The organism is Rhizobium oryzicola (assembly GCF_030504645.1).
Taxonomy (GTDB): domain Bacteria; phylum Pseudomonadota; class Alphaproteobacteria; order Rhizobiales; family Rhizobiaceae; genus Neorhizobium; species Neorhizobium oryzicola.
Window position 1 is genome coordinate 375,515 of sequence record NZ_JAUKWQ010000004.1, and the last position, 22,362, is coordinate 397,876.

Annotated in this window: 18 protein-coding genes and 2 pseudogenes; 14 read left to right on the plus strand and 6 right to left on the minus strand. The window is 57.0% G+C overall.

Features of this window, described 5'->3' with window-relative positions; translation table 11 throughout:
* Positions 1-7: 7 nt before the first annotated feature.
* From Q2T52_RS15230 to Q2T52_RS15245, 4 genes are all read right to left on the minus strand, one after another.
* Positions 8-766, minus strand: a complete 759-nt coding sequence (locus tag Q2T52_RS15230; RefSeq protein WP_302077629.1) for an SDR family oxidoreductase — start codon at positions 764-766, stop codon at positions 8-10.
* A 126-nt stretch (positions 767-892) separates the two neighbouring features.
* Entirely contained in the window at positions 893-1,432 is a 540-nt protein-coding gene (locus Q2T52_RS15235) for a carboxymuconolactone decarboxylase family protein (protein WP_302077630.1), read from the minus strand.
* Positions 1,433-1,504: 72 nt separating this feature from the next.
* The gene (locus tag Q2T52_RS15240; RefSeq protein WP_302077631.1) at positions 1,505-2,323 is read right to left on the minus strand and encodes an alpha/beta fold hydrolase; all 819 of its coding nucleotides are present in this window, start codon (positions 2,321-2,323) and stop codon (positions 1,505-1,507) included.
* Between the two features lie 105 nt (positions 2,324-2,428).
* A complete protein-coding gene (locus tag Q2T52_RS15245) occupies positions 2,429-3,391 on the minus strand; it encodes a GlxA family transcriptional regulator (RefSeq protein ID WP_302077632.1) in 963 nt (320 codons plus the stop codon).
* Positions 3,392-3,520: 129 nt separating this feature from the next.
* On the opposite strand from Q2T52_RS15245, the gene Q2T52_RS15250 reads away from it, so the two are divergent.
* Entirely contained in the window at positions 3,521-4,312 is a 792-nt protein-coding gene (locus Q2T52_RS15250; protein WP_302077633.1) for an SDR family NAD(P)-dependent oxidoreductase, read from the plus strand.
* Positions 4,313-4,366: 54 nt separating this feature from the next.
* Here Q2T52_RS15250 and Q2T52_RS15255 read toward each other — a convergent pair whose 3' ends face one another.
* On the minus strand, positions 4,367-4,816 hold the full coding sequence (locus Q2T52_RS15255) for a cupin domain-containing protein (RefSeq protein WP_302077634.1): 450 nt from the start codon (positions 4,814-4,816) through the stop codon (positions 4,367-4,369).
* Between the two features lie 135 nt (positions 4,817-4,951).
* Between Q2T52_RS15255 and Q2T52_RS15260 the strand changes: the two genes are divergently transcribed.
* The 4 genes from Q2T52_RS15260 (at position 4,952) to Q2T52_RS15275 (ending at position 9,076) form a co-directional block, all read left to right on the plus strand.
* A complete protein-coding gene (locus Q2T52_RS15260) occupies positions 4,952-5,899 on the plus strand; it encodes a LysR family transcriptional regulator (protein WP_302077635.1) in 948 nt (315 codons plus the stop codon).
* A gap of 110 nt (positions 5,900-6,009) precedes the next feature.
* Positions 6,010-6,588, plus strand: a complete 579-nt coding sequence (locus tag Q2T52_RS15265; protein WP_302077796.1) for a TetR/AcrR family transcriptional regulator — start codon at positions 6,010-6,012, stop codon at positions 6,586-6,588.
* A 255-nt stretch (positions 6,589-6,843) separates the two neighbouring features.
* Positions 6,844-8,106, plus strand: a complete 1,263-nt coding sequence (locus Q2T52_RS15270; RefSeq protein WP_302077636.1) for an MFS transporter — start codon at positions 6,844-6,846, stop codon at positions 8,104-8,106.
* Positions 8,107-8,188: 82 nt separating this feature from the next.
* Positions 8,189-9,076, plus strand: coding sequence for an N-acyl homoserine lactonase family protein (locus tag Q2T52_RS15275; protein WP_302077637.1), 888 nt, complete (start codon positions 8,189-8,191; stop codon positions 9,074-9,076).
* Between the two features lie 142 nt (positions 9,077-9,218).
* Here Q2T52_RS15275 and Q2T52_RS15280 read toward each other — a convergent pair whose 3' ends face one another.
* Positions 9,219-9,443 (minus strand): hypothetical protein, encoded by a 225-nt coding sequence (locus tag Q2T52_RS15280; RefSeq protein WP_302077638.1) that lies wholly within the window; start codon positions 9,441-9,443, stop codon positions 9,219-9,221.
* A gap of 524 nt (positions 9,444-9,967) precedes the next feature.
* On the opposite strand from Q2T52_RS15280, the gene Q2T52_RS15285 reads away from it, so the two are divergent.
* The 9 genes and pseudogenes from Q2T52_RS15285 to Q2T52_RS15325 all read left to right on the plus strand — a co-directional run bounded on the left by Q2T52_RS15285 (position 9,968) and on the right by Q2T52_RS15325 (position 22,356).
* Positions 9,968-10,966: a sensor histidine kinase gene (locus Q2T52_RS15285; protein WP_302077639.1), complete on the plus strand. Its 999-nt coding sequence runs from the start codon at positions 9,968-9,970 to the stop codon at positions 10,964-10,966.
* Between the two features lie 279 nt (positions 10,967-11,245).
* Positions 11,246-12,190, plus strand: coding sequence for a helix-turn-helix domain-containing protein (locus tag Q2T52_RS15290; protein ID WP_302077640.1), 945 nt, complete (start codon positions 11,246-11,248; stop codon positions 12,188-12,190).
* A 425-nt stretch (positions 12,191-12,615) separates the two neighbouring features.
* Positions 12,616-13,758, plus strand: coding sequence for an AraC family transcriptional regulator (locus Q2T52_RS15295; RefSeq protein WP_302077641.1), 1,143 nt, complete (start codon positions 12,616-12,618; stop codon positions 13,756-13,758).
* 330 nt (positions 13,759-14,088) lie between these two features.
* Positions 14,089-15,900 (plus strand): putative bifunctional diguanylate cyclase/phosphodiesterase, encoded by a 1,812-nt coding sequence (locus tag Q2T52_RS15300; RefSeq protein ID WP_302077642.1) that lies wholly within the window; start codon positions 14,089-14,091, stop codon positions 15,898-15,900.
* 42 nt (positions 15,901-15,942) lie between these two features.
* Positions 15,943-17,547, plus strand: a complete 1,605-nt coding sequence (locus tag Q2T52_RS15305) for a globin-coupled sensor protein (protein ID WP_302077643.1) — start codon at positions 15,943-15,945, stop codon at positions 17,545-17,547.
* Between the two features lie 744 nt (positions 17,548-18,291).
* Positions 18,292-19,697, plus strand: a pseudogene (locus Q2T52_RS15310) (putative bifunctional diguanylate cyclase/phosphodiesterase).
* A gap of 24 nt (positions 19,698-19,721) precedes the next feature.
* Positions 19,722-19,880: pseudogene (locus tag Q2T52_RS15315) on the plus strand (IS5/IS1182 family transposase); the annotation flags it as partial.
* Between the two features lie 674 nt (positions 19,881-20,554).
* Entirely contained in the window at positions 20,555-21,982 is a 1,428-nt protein-coding gene (locus Q2T52_RS15320; protein WP_302077644.1) for an APC family permease, read from the plus strand.
* Entirely contained in the window at positions 21,979-22,356 is a 378-nt protein-coding gene (locus tag Q2T52_RS15325) for a hypothetical protein (RefSeq protein ID WP_302077646.1), read from the plus strand. The genes Q2T52_RS15320 and Q2T52_RS15325 overlap by 4 nt, the downstream gene beginning before the upstream one ends.
* Positions 22,357-22,362 lie beyond the last annotated feature (6 nt).

Sequence of the window (22,362 nt, forward strand, 5' to 3'; positions counted from 1 at the left end):
TTATTGCTCAGACCGGAATGGGGTTCTCGACCAGCGACTGATTGAAGCCGTGAACAAACGCATGCTCGCCGCTGCCCGGATTGTCGCGAAGGGCCTGGATTTCGTCGACAATGATCTCCGGCGCGTCGGTGGCAAGCTTGGCTATCGTCTTCTCGATGAAGATATCCAGCGGCATGGCGCGCGGATCACCGCTCTTCTTGATCAGGTCCGTATCGACCCATGGCGGCGCGATTTCCTGAACACGGACCGAGGTGTCACGCAGCTGGAAGCGCTGCGACAGTGCGTAGGAATGCAGTGCCGCCTTGCTGGCCGAATAGACAGCCGTCGATGCGAGCGGCACATAGGCGAGCACAGACGTGTTGTGAATGATCGTTGCTGCCGGCTGGCTCTTCAAATGGTCGATCAGCGCCGATGTCAGGCGGATCGGCCCCAAGAGGTTGGTGTCGATGATCCGGCGAGACACCTCGTCGTCAATCTTCGACGCGGCATCGTCGAAAGGCATGATGCCGGCATTGTTGATCAGCACGTTCAGCGTCGGATAGTCCTTGACCAGACGTGCAGCCACGCGCTCGATATCGGCGGCATCGGCAATATTGAGTTCGACACCGTCAATGCCGGGATTGGCGGCAGAGACTTCGTCCAGCAGGGCCTTGCGGCGACCTGCGACGATCACCTTGTTGCCGCGGGCATGCAGGGCTTCCGCCAGCGCGCGGCCGATGCCGGATGTGCCGCCGGTGATGAAAATGGTGTTTCCGGTGATGTTCATGGTCATGACTCCTTGGTCGGGCGTGGCATCCATGCCGCGCCGCGTTGGGTGGTGATTTCAGTGATGGTTGAAGGGTTTGGTTGGAGGACCGCCGGGAGAGAAATCTCTCCCGGCCGGTTGCCGGCGTCAGGCGACGCGTTCGACCTTGGGGAAGTCGAGTGTCGTGCCGACGATGTTGTTCACGCTATTGGTCAGGATGTTGACGGCCACATGTGCGACCGTTTCCAGGATTTCAGCGTCTGACAGTCCATAGGCACGTGCTGCTTCCAGCGCCGGGGCGGAGGCCTGGCCATGGGTTGCGTTGATCGCCAGCGCGAGGTCCAGAATGGCCTGGATCTTGGGATCGGATGTGTGTCCCGTTTGGGCCGAGACGCGATCTTCGGCCGAGACGCCGGCAGCGCGGGCGCCGCCCGTATGAGCTGCAAGGCAATAGTCACAGCCGTTTGCCGCGGCGATCGCGATGGCAATCTGCTCCTGCGCCTGCGGTGTCAACACGCCGCCGCTCAGGAAACGCTTGCTACCCGTGTAAACCTCCAGTGCCGCCGGCGCATGGGCGAGAACGCGGAAAAGGTTTGGCACCTTGCCCATCGCAGCTTTCGCTCCCGCGAAGATTTCGGCAACATGCGGTGTGACTTCGTCATCCGTCAGTGTGGTGATGGCAGACATGATTGTTCTCCTTTCTCAGGAATAATGCTGAACCTCTCGGGGAAATACTTGGCAGATCCGGCCATCGCCGGATCAACCTTCGAGAAACCGGTCAATCTCTTGGGAGAAATCCTCGATCTCCTGAAAGAGAAAGGCGTGGCCGGCATCGGGATAGAGGACCAGCTTGGCATCCGGCGCCTGTTGCGAGAGCACATAGGAGCGGTAGGCCGGGATCATCACGTCGTGGGCGCCATTGGCGACCAGGATCGGCAGCCGCAATTCGTTCACGCGGTGCAGCACGCCCGGCCATGTGGAAATCGCCTTCGCCTGGCCCATGAAGGCAAGCGCCGAAGTCTTTGGCCCCTGATCTGCCTGCGCCTTGATACGGGCAAGCGATGCCCGCCCCTGGGCAACCGCGCTTTCCGTTTCCGGATAGAACAGGAAGAGGAAATCATCGTCGCCGTTTTCGCTCTTGGTCATCACCTGCGGCACCCGCGGATGCTGCTGCGGGCCATCCGTAATGCCGCCGGGGCTGGATCCGGCGACGATCAGGCGGCGCACCAGATGCGGATAATCCAGTGCGAACTGCTGGGCGACGACACCGCCGAGCGACCAGCCCAGAACATCGACCTTTGACAGGCCAAGTGCTGCCAGAACCTCGACGACGACAGCCGCCATGCCGACGATTGTTTCAGGAACGTCTCCTTCGGAGCGGCCAATGCCGGCGCTATCGAAGCGGATGACGCGACGATCCCTGGAGATGGCCTGAATGAAGGCCGGATCCCAATCATCCAGTGTGCCGCGAAAGCGCTGAAGCAGGAGAAGGGGGATACCTCCCTCCGGGCCATCCTTGCGAACTGCAAGGCGGCCATGGGCGGTATCAAGCCATTGCAGATTGGTTGGAGCAGACATGAGCCATTCCTTTCATTGCCCGCTGGGCTTGTTTCGATGAAAGGAAAGTAGGCCTGTTTCGTCGCGTCTCAAATGACGTAAAAACGTCAATTCGAGACATGCATGTCAGTCGGCCAGCACCTTGGGGTCTTCGCCCTCGATCAGCTTCAGGCTGCGACGTAGGCTCTGCGGGGGCTGGCCAAAGAAGCGCAGGAAGGCGCGGCGCATGCGGTCGCGGTCTGAAAAACCGGTATCACGGGCGACGATATCAAGCGGATGGCGCCCCTCCTCCAGCATGGCTTTGGCCGCTTCCAGGCGCAGCCGCTCCACCGCCTTGGCGGGCGATTGCCCGGTCTCCTCGTGAAAAAGACGGCTGAACTGACGCGGGCTAAGGCTTGCCACCTCTGCCAGCTCCTCCACGGTCAGCGGATTGCGCAGATGCTCCTTGGCATAGACCAGCGTGCGCCGAACGCGATCAGAACGCGGCTCAAGTTCCAGCAGGGCCGAGAACTGCGATTGTCCTCCGGGGCGGCGATGATAGACAACGAGATTACGGGCAATCTGCCGCGAAAGCTCCGACCCATGGTCATCCTCGATGAGGGCAAGCGTCAGGTCGATGGCGGAACTCATGCCCGCAGACGTCCAGATCGACCCATCCTGAATGAAGATGCGATCCTCGTCGACCTCGATCTTGGGAAACCGTTCCTGCAGCGTGCGGGCATGCGCCCAGTGGGTGGTGGCCTGGCGGCCATCGAGAAGTCCTGCCTCGGCCAGAAGAAAGGCCCCGGTGCAGACACCCGCCACCCGGCGGGACGCTGTTCCCGCTTCGCTTATATAGTTGCGCAAAGGCGCGCTCAGCGGCTGCGGCACAAGTTCGCCCACGACCATCAGCGTATCTGGAAACTCGCCCAGCGGCTGGGTGTCGATTCTGATGCCCAGCGAGGAGCGGATCGGACCGCCCTTCTCCGACATCACGGTCAGGCGGTAGGCTTCGGTCCCCAGCGCCTCATTGGCAAATTCGAACGCGGTAAGCGCGGCCATGCCCATGACCTGGAAGCCGTTTTCCATGATGAAGCCGATGTGGCGCATGTCAGATCTCCGAAAGAGGCTGTGTCTTTTTTTGACGGATATACGTCATTTGAGACGCGCTCGTCCAGCGCTAAGGTTCACTCATCGAAACAGCGGGCATCAACTGCCAGCACATGAGAGGACAAGACAATGACTGATACCAAAGGAACCGTTCTGATCACTGGCGCATCGTCCGGCATCGGCGCCATCTATGCGGACCGCTTCGCAGCCCGCGGCCATGATCTCATTCTGGTGGCGCGCAATCTTGGCCGATTGACTGATGTTGCAGCTTTATTGAAAGAAAAGCACGGCGTTCAGGTGAAGACGATCGCCGCCGATCTCGGTTCCGAGGAAGGCCTCAGCGCCGTCGAAGCCGTCCTTGCAGAGGATCAGGCGATCACGCATCTGGTCAACAATGCCGGCTTCGGCAGTGCCGCCCCCCTGACGGCCGCCGATGTACGCGACATGCAGGCGATGGTGGCGATCAATGTCACGGCGCCTCTGAGACTGACCTATGCAGCAGTTCCCCGCTTCATCGCGCGCGGCAAGGGCACGATCATCAACATTTCCTCGATCGTTGCGATCGGCCCGGAAATCCTCAACGGCGTCTATGGCGGCACAAAATCCTTCCTGCTCGCCTTCAGCCATTCGCTGCGCAAGGAACTGGCTGGCACCGGCGTCAATGTTCAGGTCGTGCTGCCTGGCGCGACCGGAACAGAGTTCTGGGATGTGGCGGGCCTGCCGGCCAGCAATCTGCCGACCGAATGGGTCATGTCCGCCGCTGATCTCGTGGATGCAGCGCTTCTGGGGCTGGATCGGGGCGAATTTGCCACCATTCCATCGCTGGCCGATGCTGCCGAGTGGGATGCCTGGGAAGCCGCCCGCACTGCCATGCTGCCGCACCTCTCCAGCCGCGAACCGGCAGAGCGTTATCAGCGCTGACCCCATCGATATGGAAGGTCTCGCGGGGCATTTCCTCCCCGCGAGACCTTTCGTTCATTCAACCGGCGGCCCGACAAACTCGATACCGTTGAGGTTGCAGATCTCGGCAAGCCGCTGCTGCTCTTTCGGCCCGAAGGGCGCAGCCGGCGGAAGCTCCGCCCGTTCGGCGGGAACGGATGCCTCCAGAACCATATCCTCAAAATGGCCGTTCGAGACGGTCAGGAATTTCGCGACATCCGAGATGACGCGGAACGAATGGCGCGTGCCGCCGGGAACGTGGAAGGACTGACCGGGAACAGCGTCAAACACCTTGTCCTCGACCTGAAAGCGCGCTGTGCCTTCCAGCATGTAGAAGGTTTCGTCCTCGTCATTATGGACATGCAGCGGCACGGCGAAATCCTTGGCCATCGTATGTTCAACCAGCGATACGCCAGCGGCACTCACCGACTTGGAAAGAAGAATTCTCAGATAGGCATTCATGAACCAACGATCTTGCTCGCTCATACTCTGTCTCCTGGCGCTGCGGCGCCTGCTGGGTTGAGGGACGCCATCTCTGCACCGTCCCGATGCACAAGGATTACCGCCACCCGCTGTTCGTGATAAGATTGATAAACGAACATCACTTGTCGGAAGATTTTCATGAAGACGCTTGATCCGTTAGCGGGGGTCTCTGCCTTTCTCGCAGTCGCCGAGACGCTGAGCTTTTCCAAAGCTGCTGAAAGGCTCGACATGTCGCGTCCGACGGTGAGCGCGCAGGTGCAGGATCTGGAAAAGCGATTGGGGATTCGGCTGCTGCAGCGGACGACGCGCGTGGTATCCCTTACGGAGGCCGGCGAAGCCTACCGGCTGGCGCTTGCGGATGTCATGCCACAGTTGCGAGAGGCAGAAAGAGCCGCCACGTCCTTTCAGAAGGAAGCGATCGGCCGTATTCGCGTTTCCGCGCCGCCGGATCTAGGGGCAGATCACGTCACGCAGTCGATTGCCGCATTTCTGAAGCTCAATCCCGGCATATCCATCGAACTCAGCCTATCGCCGGATGCTGTCAACCTCGTGGAGGAACGCTTCGACCTTGCCATCCGGGGAACGATCTCGCTCGAACCGAATGTTGTCACCCGCAAGATTGGCGCTTCGCCCATCGTGGTTTGCGCCTCGCCGGACTATCTTGCCGACCGGGACCGACCGCTTCACCCGGAAGATCTCGCGACCCATGCCTGCCTCCACTTTTCCAAGCTGAGATGGGGCAGGGTCTGGCACTTTTCGCAAGCGGAGACGGAGAGACGCGTCGCCATCCAGCCGCGCTTTGAAAGCAATGACGGCAGAAGCCTGCTGGCCGCCGCTCTCCATGGGGCAGGGATTGCGCTATTGCCCATGTACGTGGTTGGGCCGTCTCTTCGGGCGGGAGAACTGGTCCGTCTGCTGGACGACTGGGAAATCGCAACCATCCCCATTCATGCGGTTTACCCGGCCAATCGTCACATCGCCGCCAAGGTACGGACCTTCGTACGCTTCCTGGCCGATCGATTGTCACAGCATCCAGACCTCCTCGACACGTCTCCCGCGGCGCAGGCTGGCCGCGGTGCGGAATAGGGAATCCTCTTCGCAGGCCAAGCGGAGGGACACGTCACTTCGCCCTCTTCCGTCGTCTGTTGAAACACGCCTTATTTTGAACTATATGGTTCGAAACTGAGGTGACGGATATGGCGCGGCCCAAAAAGTTCAATCGCGAAGGGGTTCTCGACAAGGCGATCCCCATCTTCTGGAAATTCGGCCTGGCGGGCACGAATGTCCAAACACTGGAAGCAGAAACCGGGGTCAACAAGTCTGGTCTTTATTCCGAATTCGACAGCAAAGAGGACCTCTTTGTTGCTGCTTTGCAGCGCTACCTGGAGACAGGGCCGGCATTGCGGATCCTCGAAACCTCTCCGCCGGGCTTTCACAATATCGAGCAGTTCCTGCTCCATGCTCCAACATTCTCGGCCGACCACGCCGGCTGCCTGTCGATCAATTCGACACGTGACGTTGCGACCTTGCCGGAAAAAGCGGTGCGGCTTATTGCGGATTTCAATGCGCGACGCATGCAGGCGATCCGGGCAAATGTGGAAGCCGCAGTTACAGCCGATCGCGTCGAAGCAATTTGCGATCTCATCTGGACCTACTTTTCTGGCCTGTGCATCGATGCCAATCTCCATACAGATGGGCTTCAGCATGAAAAACGCGTCCAGCAGTTTATGACGCTTGTGCGGGCCGGTTCAGGCGCGGTGAAGTCCGGTCAATAAGCAGACATCTGGTTCGCTGACCGTACATTCCGACTTCCCTCTTCGTCGATAATTGTCGCCGTCATCACCATCAGCGGATCGGACAATCTCTCCCTGTTCCATCGACTATGGGTCTCAGCGCAGGCCCTTCTCGGTCTCGCTCGATAAAATAAAAAACCAAACAGTTCGAAATTACTTGACGGCACGCTATTGCTCACCTAGTTTTGAACCAATTGGTTCATAATGGCTACGACGGCCGGATGACAGGAGTTCCCGATGCATAAGCGACTCACCAACCCACAGGCCTTCTGGGTTTGCGCGGGCGTCGTTGCGCATACGTTGTGGACCAGTGCCGCACCCGCGATGACCTATCCGCTCTACGCACAGCAGTGGAACCTGACGCCCACCATCACCACCGCGATCTTTGCCGTCTATCCCATCGTCGTTGTGGCGATCCTGGTCATCTTTGGGGACGTCTCGGATTTCATCGGACGACGCGCGACGATGCTGTTCGGGCTCGCTTCGTCGATCCTCGGCGTGCTCCTCTTCGCGGTCGCGCCCAACGTGGAAACCTTGTTCGTCGGGCGGATTTTCATGGGCATAGGCGTCGGATTGTCTGCGGGGCCTTCGACGGCTGCACTGCAGGAGTATGCGGGACAAGGCGGAGTGACGCGCGCAAGCGCGACGACCATCGTTGCCCAGGCAATTGGATTTTCATCTGCGCTGCTGGTGGGCGGCGTTCTGGTCCAGTACGCCCCGCTGCCGACGAGACTGAGTTTCATCGTGCTGTTGGTGCTGCTTGTCGTGCTCTTCATCTTCAGCTGGTTTCTGCCCCGGAACCTTGAACGACAGACCGGTCGTCGGTGGCGTCCGCGTATGCCGCAAGTGGAGGCAGGCATCCGCCCGACATTTCTTGCGGCATCGATCGCGGTCATGACGGCCTACACTCACGGTGTCATCATCACCTCGCTCGGAGCGCAGATCGCCAAGGAACTCGTCCGGTCTTCGAACGTGTTCGTCAACAGCTTCGCGCTGGCCCTCTTTGCAATCTCGCTTGGTGCGGCCGGGCTGTTTGCGCGCCGGCTGTCAGGCACCGTCGCGGTGATCTGCGGATCGCTCGCCTCGATTGTCGGCATGATATTCCTGGCAGGTGCAGTCGTTCAGCACAGCCTCCTGTTCTTCATCCCGGCGACCGCGATTTCCGGCGTCGGCTACGCACTGACGGTGTATGGCGGCTTGACGATCATGAATGCTGTCACCCCCGAAGCGGTTCGTGGCGGCGTCATGTCGGCTCTCTATCTTCTTGCCTATCTCTTCACCGGTCTGCTCGCCGTAGCACTCGGAAAGGTGGCCACCGTCATCAATATGGCCACGGCGACCATGATCGGCGCCGGCTTGATGGTCGCCTTGTGCATCATCGTGATCGGGGTGGTGTCTCGCCTCAACAACAGGTCAGCGGTCATACCGACGAGCGTTCTGCCCCTTCCATCGAGCCGACCTCTGCAAAACGGCCGATACTGCGTCTCCCCCGACGTCTGACCTCAGCTTCCCGAGCAAAGTGCATCCATCCAAAAAGAACCAAATGGTTCAAAACGTAGTCCCAACCTCAAGGAAAATTGAAATGGCTCTCAAGATTCACCCGATCAACAACGGCAACATCACCATGGATTCCAGTGGTCTGGTCCTGTTCCGCAATCCCGGACAACCGACCACCATTCCAACCCTCGGCTTCCTGATCACCGGCGGCGAGGAGCCGATCCTCGTGGACACCGGATCGCGAAACTCGGAGCAGTACGAACGCTTTGGCATGCTGCACGAACGGACGCGCGAGATGACGATCGAACATCATCTGGCTCAACATGGGCTCAAGATGAAAGACATCCGCCACATCATCCATACGCATGTTCATATCGACCATTCCGGTCAGGACTATCTCTTTCCGATGTCCACAACCGTGATGTTGTCGCGCCGTGAACTTCAATTTGCCGCATCTGGCCTGATGGGACCGGGCATGTACACAGCCACGGAAACCAAGCATCTGATCGACCGCCTGCACACCCGTGGCGCCCTTCGCCTGTTCGACGTGGACGGCACTTTCGAAGAAGAAATCATTCCGGGCGTTGCGGTCCGTCTCTCCGGTGGACATACCCCAGGGTCGATCTCAGTCCTCGTGGAGACCGATGAAGGCCTGGTGAATATTGCCGGTGACATTGCCTATCATCTCGGCGATCAGCTGATTTCACCCTTGCTGGATCAGGCCGCCCATGAGCCGACCATTACAGGCAATCATGCCATGTCCACGCTGGATGAGAAAAGAGCCATCAAGCGCGCCCTGTCCGGCACCCGCTTCCTGCTGATCAGTCATGATGCGCCGGCACTTGTCAGTGGTGGCAAGATCATCGGTCGCTTTGATGGCGCGATCGACAATCCAAAAGCCGATGTTACGACTGCGGCAAGCTATGAGCTGCTTGCGCGGCCGCAGCTGGCCGATGAGATCGTTGCGGCCTAGAGGTTGCACGTGGCGTGCAGTGAGGTTTCCCAGCACGCCAATCCTCACAAGCAATTGACCTGAGTAGAGGGGATTTCGCAGGCCCTGCCTTGAGAACGCAAGGCAGGCACCACGGCTTAGATCCGCCAATTGCAAGTCTCGTCTATGGAACGACAGTCGCGAAAATGCCAGGGGGATCGACATAACGTGCCACTGCCTTGCAGGCCCCGATGGCAGTACGGGTGGCCTCGTAATCCGTAAGAGCCGGCGTACCGAAAAGATCAACCACATTGGCACCGACCTCGATCACCCTACCATGATCGTTCATACCATTGATCGCGGTGCGGATTGCCGCGATCGCCACACTGGCATTGATCACGAACTGCATCTCCAGAGCGTCCTCATCCAAATCTAGGTCATCGACCTGCCATTAAAGGTTTCGGTCGCAGTTAACGACGAGCACGTCGAGCCTGCCAACCGTGAGGATTACGCGCAGCGCGAACGAATGTGTCGCTTGGCAGTTAATCGTGAGAATGCGGTCGTTCCGCCGAAGTCTGGTCGGCGCGGATGCGCGGACAGCCGGTTTTCTGAACGCCGGACAGGGAAAGCCTGCTGGCTCATTGGCCAGGTTGGCAGAGTATCATAGAGCCGCAAAAAATTTCTACAGTGAGAGCATCAATCGTCCAGCGCTGTATGGTTTGGACGCTATCGCCAAGCGGCGACCACTCTCCACCGAAGTAACCGGTCTATGCATCCCAATTCCAATTGCACTTGGGACATCAAATTGACGATTGTCAATTTGACCTCGAATATTAACAAGTTGTCGATTGCAAATTTTCTTAATAACCATATATATTATTATATATTCAAGTATGAAATGGCATGTAACGTATATGTCGGAATGGGTTTACTATGAACAAATCGACATATATTGGATTGATGGACATTTATAAATCAAGATCATGCATATTTTTTATTATTTCGTCGTCAGCGTCATCTTTTGATATTCGCGCTGATGACGCGCCTTCAATTCGGGTCCGCAATCTTTCCGAAGCTCTTTCGATCTTGCCGACTGAAAGTCGATTGTCTCTTGAAGCCTGTATTGACAGGAGTACTGCTAACCGCTCCATCGGTGAGGTGGAGTTTTTCTTCGCCGATGCAGAGAGCCCAAGGCGCTGGTTTCTCGCCAAATTCGTTCCAACAGAACCCGGTGATCTGCAATGCGTTTTCATGGACATCACGTCCCTAAAGACAAGGGAGGAACGTACCCGGCTCATCCTGGGCGAATTTGCGCATCGCATCAAGAACAACATGACTATGGTGCAGTCGATCGCGCGGCTGACACTGAAAACAACGCGATCTGATGAAAAAGCGCTGGCAATTTTTCAGGCACGGCTGAGCGCGCTTGCCAATGCGCAGAACCTTTTGATTCGCAATGATTGGCGGGGCGCCTCACTGTCGGATGTCGTTGAAGAGGCAACCAAGCCATTCGACAGGGATTTTTCTCCTTTCCATGTCACCGGCGACGAAATCTTCATTTCCTCGCGGCTCGCCAAAGTCATGATTTTTGCGCTCCATGAGTTGTGCACCAATGCGATGAAGTATGGAGCGCTGAGTACAGGCGACGGTGAAGTTTTGGTTTCCTGGCGGGTTGCGGACGTCGACGGTGTCAGAACCCTCTTGTTTTCCTGGCGCGAACAACATGGCCCCGCCATTCACAGCGTGCCGGGCCGCCGCGGATTTGGGACACGGATGATTGAGCGGTGGCTTGCACAGGAGGCTGGCGGCACGGCGACCTTGCGATACCTGGAGGAGGGCTTGCTTTTCGAATTTAGTGCACCCTTTGTGGCAGTTGACGATGGTGTCACGCCTAGCGATATCAGGCCGTCTGGAGAAGATCGGATCATCTGAAACGCTTGCTCTGTCTTCGTGCAAACAATGACGGATGCAAAACAGGCTCCCGAATTTGCCGTTGGCCATCGCTGACCACATGGAATACGATTCTGGCGACCAGTGGCTCGAAGTCACGAGCATTCTTGTCCTGCGGACTCACGACCGTGAATGATCCCTGACCATGATTAATATTTTCCGCCGCATGCTGAATCCGCTATGAAAGATCGACTTCAGCGTCAAGTGACAAAAGGCAACGAACCAGCGTATCCGGTGTCGCGATTGATACAAAGGCCCTCCATGCAAAGCAAGGTTGAATACAGTTCCTCGAACATTGCAAAACTTGAGGAGCATCTCTCCTCATCCTATTCCCCCGTCGAAATCAGGCCATTGGGCAGTTACGAGAACTTCGGCTTCAACGGGATGGTGAACACGATCGGTCATGTCACGCTGGAACTCTTTACCGCCGTTGGTAGCTATGAAATCAAGCCGATCGCGCCGATGGACGCGACAATGTTCGTGATCGTCATGGACCATCAGATCGCCATCAACTCGAAAATCTCCGATTTGCGTCTCGGTAGAGGCATGGCAACCGTCTATCACCACCCTGTCGACGTAAAATTGCAGGATGGTTCCCAACAACTCTCCCTCATTGTTCCCGATAATGTGCTGCAGAGCAGGCTGTGTCATCTTTTGGACGGGCGCGCCGGACGTCCGTTGCGGTTTGACAACGTGGCCTTGCCAGCAAATGCGCTGAAGCAGTTCGCCGCCGCAGTTCAAAGCCTGCCAGGATCGCCAATCGTGCAATTGGCCGAGGGCGCTCCTGGCCAATCCAGCGGCCTTGAAGACTTCATCGTTGACTCGCTCATCCTGAATTTCCCCAACAACAATTCAGGCTTCTTATCCAACGCGCCGCAGCTTTCGCCCCGTCAGGTCAAGCGCGCTTTGGAGTTCATCCATAGTGCTCCACACCGTCACATCAGTGCTGTCACTCTTGCCGATGTCAGTGGAGTCAGTACGCGCGCCTTGCAATATGCGTTCAAGAAGGCAACTGGACGAACGATCAGCGAATATCAGACGGCGCTCAGGCTCGAAATGGCTGGCAAGGAGATACTCAAAAGCGCCCATCGGTCCATTGAAGACATTGCGCGATCATTGGGCTTTAGTTCACCGTCAAACTTTTCCCAAGTCTTCAAGAAAACATATGGCGTTTCCCCTACGAAATTCCGGGAAATGCATTTTTAGCGCCTCGGCGCGAAACCTCACAAATACGTTGCGAATCGCAGCCCCGAGCGAGTGAGAGACATATCTTTCGCGAGAGCTACCGCGTGCAGGATGCAATCACCAGGTTCAGTGCTCAGATTTTTTGCCGGTCCTATCGTGTAAATGCAAATCTGCACTCCAGGTGCAAATTTCTTGCGGCCATGCACAGATTTGACTTTTCTCAAGCCTCTTGCGTCGGCAAAGCCTTACGCGGAGAGCGGGGTGTGCGTGACTTTGCCGTCAAGGTCGGATGCCAACAGAGCTCTCAGATTGAAACCCAGAACATGTGATCGAGCGGGTCGCATCGGGCCGAGGGCGTGCGATCCTCGCGTTCATGTAAGCAAATGAAGTCGTTCCGAGTTGTTTGCAGCGGCAGCCGATACGTCAGTCAGATGCGAGAAGACTGCATGGCACAAAACAGCAAAAACGTGATTGTTGGCTTCGAGCGCAACTACATTCGAGCCGGCGCTTTTTGCGGCCTGACGGACATGCTGGGCGGGCGATCTGAGCATTTCGACAGCTTGCTAGAGGCCGCTGGACTTTCGTCAGCCTGCCTGATCGAACCGGACAGCTATATTGGAGCGCAGAAATTCGGCATGGCGCTGCAACTTATTTCTAGCCGTATGAACCGACCTTCTCTCGGTTTAGACTGGGCAGCATGGAGCAAGCCATATTTCCCGCAACTCGGGCCGATCATGCTTGCCAGTTTCCATGCCCACACCATCCGAGATGTTATCGCGCTTGCCGAACGCGTTTTACCGGGGCATACGAACGCCTATCGTCCGCGCGTGGTCTATCAGTCCGGGCGAGCTGAGCTTGCCTACAGGTTGGAGATAAACGCGCGTATGCTTGATCGCCGTCAGGTCATCGAGCATCTACTTGCCGTTACAAGTTTGATCTTCGAAACACTGACAGGCGTCACGGAAGGCAAACATGTACTGGTCCGTTTTCGTCACGGCCGACCGTCCGACACGACGCCTCACAGTGCCATTTTCAAATCGCCTCTGGAGTTCAATGCCGACCATAACGAACTCGTATTTGCCAGCAAGCTGCTCGACCTGCCTATTCTCTGTTCGCATCGACACGTCAGAAACTGCGCGTTGAATCTCATCAACGATCGCATCGCCTATATCCCCGACTTCGACGGCAGCATGACGTCACGCGTAGCTGTCGCCATACATGCCATGCTCGGCGTCAATATTGTTAGTCTGGACATGCTGGCTGCATGCATGGATTTAGGCCCCAAAACGCTTCAAAGGCGTCTCGCCGAAGAGGGGGCCTCCTATGGTGGAATCCTCGAAGCAATTCGCAGAACCGAAGCGCTTCGCCTTCTCGCGACGACAAACTTGCCGGTCCATCTCGTCGGAACAAAACTCGACTATTCGTCAGGGCCCGCCTTTAATCTTGCTTTCAAACGCTGGATAGGAATGTCGCCGCGTGCCTATCGGCAATCAATGACGGTTGATGGCTTCGCGCAACTGGATGAGGGTTTGACCGACGGGCCTGTTCCTCATCCCTCACAGGATCTTGCGCGTTGTGGCGCGAACTGAAGCTGTGTCCTCCATTATTAAATACAATGTCTGTAAATATGTGTTTTTGTTGCATGGAAAATGAAATTCGTCAAATTTATTTCGTTTATGTCGCGCCTAATTTAGGTCATCATGTAATTACGTTTCCTCGTAATTATAGATTTTTAATAATATCAAATCCTACGTTCCTATGAAGCTTAAAATCTTCCATTTGGATCGGATGTAGAATGAGTTTTTGAGAACATCTATTCTTTTACGAGACCACGACGTCCGCGAAATGATTCCGCGCGCAATACCGAATGAAACTCGGCCTTCGTTTCATGCCTATCGGAATTGTGCGGGATTGAATGCATGCATCGTATCGTGAGGAGCAAGTCTAAAGCGGTGCCTTTGAGGGCTTCTGGGGAAACCTCGCCTGTTCTGGCAGCGGGGAAGAAGATTGCAAAACACTGCGCCGATATCGCCAGCTTGAAGAAGATCGTCCGCAATGCAGAGGCGACCCAAAGGCTGCTTAGGATGATCGATGACATGCCTGTCGCGGTGATGACCGTCGATCTTGAAACCTTCAAAATCAACTATGCCAACGAGACTTCCAAGACCCTGATCCGAAGCATCGAGCATCTTCTCCCGCTCAAGGCTGAAGATTTGATCGGCACGTCCATCGATGTCTTCCACCGTCATCCTGAAGCTCAGCGACAATTGCTGTCCAGTGGCAACAACCTGCCACATTTTGCCAGGATCAAGCTGGGTTCGGAAGTGCTGGACCTACAGGTAACAGCCATCACTTCTGATGATGGGCTATATCTCGGTCCGATGCTGACCTGGGCGATTGTCACGAAAGAAGTCGAGGCCGAACGAAGGATCATCCAGCTTGCCCACTATGATACACTGACCGGCCTCGCCAATCGCGCGAGCTTCAACGAGCGCCTCGAAGCCAGTCTCTCCATTCCCGGAAACAACCTGTCCCTTCTCTTCCTAGACCTTGATGGGTTCAAGCTGGTCAACGATACGTTGGGCCATCCGGCGGGAGACAGTCTGTTGCGCATGGTTGCGGAAAGGCTGCGCGGTGTGTGTGTGGAGGCAAATACCACGATCGGACGGCTTGGCGGCGACGAATTCGCCATTCTGTCCCCGTTCAATGATGTGACTGCCATTAAGAGGCACGCAAGCTGCATCATCGATGCATTGTCGATGCCCTACAGGCTCGACAATGGTCAACAGGTGCAAGTCGGTGTTTCGATCGGCATAGCGATGGCACCTCTGCACGGCCTAAACGCAGAAACCCTTTGCGCCCATGCCGATATCGCGCTCTACGCCGCCAAGGCTGCGGGCAAAGGCATGTTCTGGATGTTTTCGCCGGATCTGGAAGCAGGCATGCAGCATGCAATTCGGCTGGAAGCAGGTCTCAAACACTCCCTGCAAAGCGGCGAAGGCCTGTTCATCTTTTATCAACCGATTGTTGATGCGGCTACACAGACAGTGTCCACGCGCGAAGCCCTTCTGCGTTGGCATCACCCGGAAGCCGGCTGGGTTTCCCCTTGCGAATTCATCCCGATTGCCGAACGAAGTGGTCTCATTTTCCAGCTCGGCGCCCACGTTCTGGAGACCGCCTGCCGCGATGCAGCCGGCTGGGAGGACGGTGCGAGGGTTGCGGTCAACATCTCTCCCGTCCAATTGGGGAAGGGCACGTTGCTGCAGACTGTTTTGAACGCTCTGACCACGAGCGGTCTTGCTCCCGATCGACTGGAAATCGAGGTGACTGAAACGGCCATCATGGAAGGGCGCGGCAGTGTTGGCGATTTGCGCCAGTTAAAGGCCATCGGGGTCCAAGTTGCACTCGACGATTTCGGGACTGGCTATTCTACCTTCAGTGCCCTGCGCGCCTTCGCCTTCGACAAGATCAAGATCGACGGGTCTTTCGTCAGGGCAGCTGTCGAACATGCAGACGCCGCAGCAATCGTGCGCGCCATTTGCGATCTTGGAAAACGGCTGAATGTCGTGACCGTGGCCGAGGGCGTCGAAACGAGGGCGCATTTCGATCGCGTACTCGAAGAAGGCTGTATGGAGATACAGGGCTATCTCTTCGGCCGTCCCGCTCCCGCAGAACGCGACCTCAGCGCCATCGAACGTCTCAACAAATCCCCTGTTTCATCAGCCGGCTGAAGGCCGACTGTCAGCATTTGCCCAGAAAAGGACGCGAAACACATGAAGAACGAACACTCCCATGCTCCATCCACCGACAACCGGACAGCCTCCGATCGCGTTGAGGCAATTCGGCACAGGCTCGACTTCATGCAGATGGCACAGGAGGACTGCGAGGCCATCCGCTCGCTCAAGGCCGTTATCGACCGCGAATTGCCTGTGGCGCTCGATCGCTTCTATGTTCAGGTCAAGAAACATCCCGAGACGCGGCAGTTCTTCCGCTCGGACGATCATATGAACGCCGCCAAATCCGCACAGACGGGCCACTGGATCAACATATCGAATGGCGACTTCACGGGTACCTACGGAGAGAAGGTCTACAAGATCGGCAGCGTGCATGCGCGTATCGGTCTGGAACCCAAATGGTATATCGGCGGCTATGCCATCGTCCTGGACCATCTGATAAGGACAGCAATTGCCGAGCACTTTCCCGGAGGTCGGTGGCTAGGGCGGAAGACCAGCCTGTCGCCGGCGGATTTCGGCCAGGCGCTCGGAAGCCTCGCCAAAGCGGTCCTGCTCGACATGGATCTGGCCATCTCCGTCTATCTGGAGGAGGCGGAAAAAGCCAAGCAGATTGCCCAAGCCGAAGCGATTGCGCGAGAACAGGAATTTGTCTGCAGCAGCCTGGGAGAGGCGCTGAAGAGCATCGCCGCACAGGATCTGACCTCTCGCGTCGATGGCGAGGTTCCGCCAGCCTATCATGGCTTGCGCGACGATCTCAACAACTCGATCGCGACGCTGAGGGCCGCTCTCGAGGCGGTCGGTCAAAACGCCTATTCCATTGACTCCTCGGCGAGCGAAATCCGCAATGCCGCCGACGATCTGTCCAAACGGACGGAACAGCAGGCTGCTTTCGTTGAGGAAACGGCCGCGGCACTCGAAGAAATCACCACGACTGTGAAGGAAACCGCCAAGCGCGCTGAAGCTGCAGGTCGACTCGTCGAGCGTTCTCGACAAGGCGCGGAGCAATCCGAAGCGGTGATGCTCAAAGCCATCCAAATGATGGCAGAGATAGAACAATCTTCGCTCCAGGTCGGAAATATCACCGAAACCATGGACGAGATTGCCTTCCAGACGAACCTTTTGGCGCTGAATGCCGGTGTGGAAGCTGCCCGCGCTGGAGAAGCGGGCAAGGGCTTTGCCGTGGTTGCGCAGGAAGTCCGCGTCCTGGCACAACGCGCATCGGAAGCGGCGAAGGAAATCAAGGCGCTGATCACCAATTCCGATCATCAGGTCAAGGCCGGCGTCACGCTCGTCGGCGAAACGGGAAACGCACTGCATGCGATCGTTGCGGATGTTCAGGAAATCAGCAAGCACATGGCTGCCATCGTGGACGCCGCCAAGGAACAGGCCGTTGGATTGCAATCGGTCAATGGCGCTCTGTCTTCGATCGATCAGAACACCCAGCAGAACGCCGCGATGGTGGAAGAATCGTCCGCAGCTAGCCAGAGCCTTGCGGCCGAAGCAGAACAATTGCGGCGCTTGCTTGCGAACTTCAAACTGGATGATTCTAGCCGCCAGTTCTTGACAGATATGCAGCGGAATTATTTGGGTGACAGCGCGGGGCAGGGCTCGGGCGCGACGATGAGCCCGCGGTTGAGGGCATGAAAACCTGCAAACGGTGCAGCAATGCAACAAAAGGCAACTGCTCAACTCGTTGGACCCTCTGAAGTCAAACGGCATCGGCAGTTAGACGATGAGAACGCTAAGCTGAAGTGACACGCCGCCGACATGGCCTTGTCGGTGGGATCCATGAAAGCCACGTCGGCTCATCGAGACCGAAATCCATTTAACGAAACGTCCAATAAGGTTCAGACAAACCGAGCCACCTGCGGAGGATGAATGGCAGGCTTTATTTCGCAAGATCATCACTTATCGTTGGCGCAATACCGTTCGTTTGCGCAGAAAATGCCGCCCATATATGCCGGATTGACGCTCGCGATGGCGTGCCACATCTATTCCTTGTATTGTATAGTGCCTTGTGTCTGGTCGGTTGTATGCCCGGGCGCTCTTTTTCTCGGGGCCATCGTTCGTGGGATTTGGTGGCATCGGAACAAGAATAAGCCTGTTGAGGACCGTCTAGCTGCGGTAAGGCTCGAGCGTGCCACGCGCCTTTTGTTCCTGGCAGCCATAGTCGTCGCTTTGATGGATATGATGGCAGCGCCTTATCTTGATATATACGGTAAGTATTATCTGGTCATGGAGCTTCTGGTCTGCTCCGTCGTCAGCACCGTTTCGCTCATTCACCTCCGTCACTATGCCAATCTGGTCGCAGGCACGGTCAATCTGGCCATGCTCTGTGTTGTGTGGGGAATGCACAACTATTTTGCCTTCGTATCTGCCTTGGTCGCTATGCTGTTCGTAGCCGTGCTTTATGCCTGTGTGGTCAGTTATTATGACGATCTCCGCTTCCTTGAACGGGCAAGACGCGAAGCACAGACGCTCAGCAGGACGAATGCTGCACTTGCCAACAGCGACACGTTAACAGGCCTGCCAAACCGTCGCCACTTCTTCAATATGCTCGATGAATTGATCGGTAGAGCCGACACGGGTTCCTGTCGCTTTGCCGTTGGCATCCTAGATCTAGATGGTTTCAAACCGATCAACGATTCTTATGGGCATCGTGTTGGCGATCTGGTTCTATGCAAAGTGGCTGAACGACTGAAGTCCAACCTGGCTGAAGCAGCATCATTCTTTCGGCTCGGCGGGGACGAGTTCGCCTTCATCATTCTGCTTCAGGAAGAAGACGCGCCTTTAAAGGAATTCGGTCAGGTGATGATCTCTTTGATCGAATCGCCGATGACATTTGGTGACGTGACCGTTTCCGTTAGCGGCTCTGTCGGAATTGCGGTCTGTCCGGACATGGCAGACACTGGTGACCGACTTTTCGAATACGCCGATTTTGCGCTCTATCACGCCAAACGAACAGGCAGAGCGCACACTGAAGTTTTTACGCATTTGCACAAGGAAGAACTTCAGGCACAAGGGGCAACCGAGCAGACCATGCGGCAAGCTGATGCTGAAGCGGAATTCTATCCCATGTTCCAACCGATCGTGGATACAGTCACTGGCCGCACGCAATATATGGAGGCGCTGGCGCGCTGGAACAGTCCGGTTCTTGGAGCCGTTTCTCAGGCCTCTTCATTCCTGTTGCCGAGCGCGCCGGTCTAATCTCGTCGATCACGCTTGTCATCCTGCGCAAGTCTCTTCAGGCGATGAAGGCGTGGCCGCAATCTGTCGGTCTATCGTTCAACTTGTCTGCCTGTGAGATCATTAACAGGGTTATGATCATGCGGCTCATCAGCAATGTGGAAAATAGCGGCATCGATCCGCGCCGGATCGTTTTCGAACTGACGGAGACGGCGCTTTTGCAGGATTTTACGCTGGCGCGCGAGCACATTGAACTGCTGCGGCGTGCCGGCATTCACGTAGCGCTCGATGATTTCGGCACCGGCTATTCCAGCCTCAGCCATGTTCAGAACCTGCCACTCGACAAGCTGAAAATAGATCAGCGCTTTGTCGCTGACATAGAAAGCAATCAGACCAACCAGATGATCATCCGTTCTCTGGTCGCGCTTTGCCGCGGCATCGGCATTGGGTGTGTGGTGGAGGGCGCGGAAACCGATACACAGGTTAATGCGCTCAAGGCGCTGGACTGCACAAAGATCCAGGGGTATTTCTATTCCCGTCCATTACACGAAATGGAAGCTGCAGATTATCTGGCGAGCGGGCAGTCGGCTGTCAGAGACGCCATTTGATCAACTCTGGTGCGTGGACCTTACGCCATCACCGGGCACAGCGCCGATGCTGCGGTGGTTATTCCACCGCGTGCCAATGCGTTGGAACGGCCGGAAAGTGATTGCCCAAGTCAGCAAGACCGACACATTGCGGCGATCAACGCCGATGGGCGGATGAAGTGGCAGGTCGCGACCAGCTATGGAGCCATACAGGGGCGGCTGTTTGAGCCAGACCGAGATGCACTTCGTCTGCACATTCCGGAACAGCGTGAAAATGACGCACGGTTGCCGGTGAGGTTGTACCGGCTGATCGCCGTCTGAATGATCTCCTCCCGCCAGTCATCAAACACCTATATGCTTCTGCTCGGCCGGCCTTGCGCTCCACTGGACTCAACATAGCGTCGCCAGCTCGAAATAGCTTAATGAGGCGATATGCGGTCGCCTGGCTGATTTCGAGATCGTTCGCAAGCATTGCTACATCCGCCTCGACTCCTGCCAGTCGACTTTTCAGGAGCTCTCGAATTGCGTCTGCGCGTCGGCACGCTTCATCCCAAGGCGCTTTGGCTATTTCGTGAGGGAGTGGGTCACTCACAGCAGGAAACGGTCAATTGCCTCGGTCGTCTGATTTCCCGGCTAAAGTGAACAGATCCCAGCAAATTCGCAAGTTAAGTGCTCTCTCAAATTAAATGGCCCCCACGCCTCTGAAATCTATCACCTCCATCTTTGAGATTTAGCGCAAAACGACAGTCGTCTCTGCTGAAGCCGGAGCGCCTGACGACGACAAGTGCCAGGGATTTGCGCAGCATAGCGCCCGATTGACACCTTCTCAGACCCTGTGTAGCTTCCCTATCAAATGATAGGGAGCGGGAGTCTAAACCATGACAACACCTTCAAAAGACGCCGGCCAATTGGCGGAACTGGGATATGATCAGCAGCTCAGGCGCGATATCGGGCTGTTTTCGGTATTTTCGATCGGAGTCGCGACCGTTGCGCCGGTCGTCGGGCTCTATGCTATTTTCTCGCTGGGCATCCAGTTGACGGGACCGGCCTGGATTCTGATGCTGCTTTTGTCTCTCGCCGGGCAGCTGACGGTCGCATTCGTCTATTCAGAGCTCGCCTCGGAATTCCCCATTGCCGGCGGACCCTATTACTGGACCGGCCGTCTGATCGGCCCGCGCTTCGGAATGGTCACAGGCATCATCTACGCGCTGGCGGTTTCCGCAGCTCTTGCGACGGTCGCTTTTCTGGCAGCTCCCTGGGTCAGCCTTCTGGTCACCGGAAGCGAACCTCAGGGCGTCAACCGTGCGCTGATCGCAATGGCGCTGCTGGTGGGTGCGTTGGTGGTCAATAGTCGTGGAATCAAGATCGTCGCCTTTCTCGTCAATATCGGGATTGCGGCAGAAGTGCTCGGATCGCTCTGCATCGGCGTGGTGCTGATCCTGTTCTTCCGCAACCAGCCTGCCAGCACCCTCCTGGACACGATGGGCACGATGCCGACGACAGCAACCTTTCTGACCGCCATGGCCGTCTGCGGCTGGGCTTTCGTCGGTTTCGATGCCAGCGCTTCGGTCGCCGAAGAAACCTCCAGCGCCGGCAATAACATTCCCAAAGCCATCATCGGCGCGACAGCCGCAGTCGGGGCCCTTGTCGTCCTTGTGGCCGGGGCCATCACGCTCGCAAGCAACGACCTGCCCGCGATCGTTTCAGGAAAGATTGCTGATCCCGTCACCCAAGTCGTTACTACGAGTTTCGGCGCATGGTCCGAACGGCCCTTCTACGCCATCGTCGTCACGACATTCCTTGCCTGCATTGTCTCCATGCAGGCCTATACGGGCCGTATCGTCTTCGGGCTTGCCCGGGATGGTGTCCTGCCGGCGTCAAAGCATCTCGCCGTAGTCAGCCGGAGCAATCAGGTTCCGGTGATGGCGATGACGCTCGTCACCGTGGTGACCGGCCTGGCGCTGCTCCTGGGGCTGAACGACAAGGCGATTGGGACAATGATCTCCTTCGGGACGATGGGGCTTTACGCGACCTTCTTCCTCGTTGCCGCCGCCGCGCTCTTTGCCCGCCTCTCCGGTCGCTGGACGCCCAACGGCGCCTTCCGCACCGGCCGTCTCGGCACGGCCATCAACATTATCGCCTTTCTTTGGCTCGCCTTCGAGACGACCAATATCGCCTGGCCACGCGTCGAACTCGCACCGCCCGGTTCGACAGGGATCCTGGTCTGGGCGCCACTCCTCATCTTTGCCGCCGTGGCGCTCTTCGCCATCGCGATTGCAACACGGTTTCGCAAGGAGACGGCATGACACTCGCGACACAGGCGGGGCTGGTTCTCCTTTCGATCGGCGGCCTTTCAGGCATGATGCTCTATGTGGGCATCGACAAGCCGAGCGGGTGGCTGGGTATCCGGCAGATGTCCCGCTTCCGGCAAGGGCATGTCGATGCCCTTGTCATCGGCACCATACTGGTCGTTCTCGGTACGCTGACATGGATCCCGCAACCGGTTGTCTGGGTGCTCGTCGCAAGCGGCTACTACACGTCGATCGCGACCGGCGCCTTGGCCTGGTGGCCCGACTGGCCGACGCGAACCCGGCTCGCCTGGTGGCTGGACTTCTGCTCGCTCTCGAGCTTCGCCCTCGGTCTGTGCGCGGCCGCCATTTTCTCTTTCTTTTCAATATGAGGCACG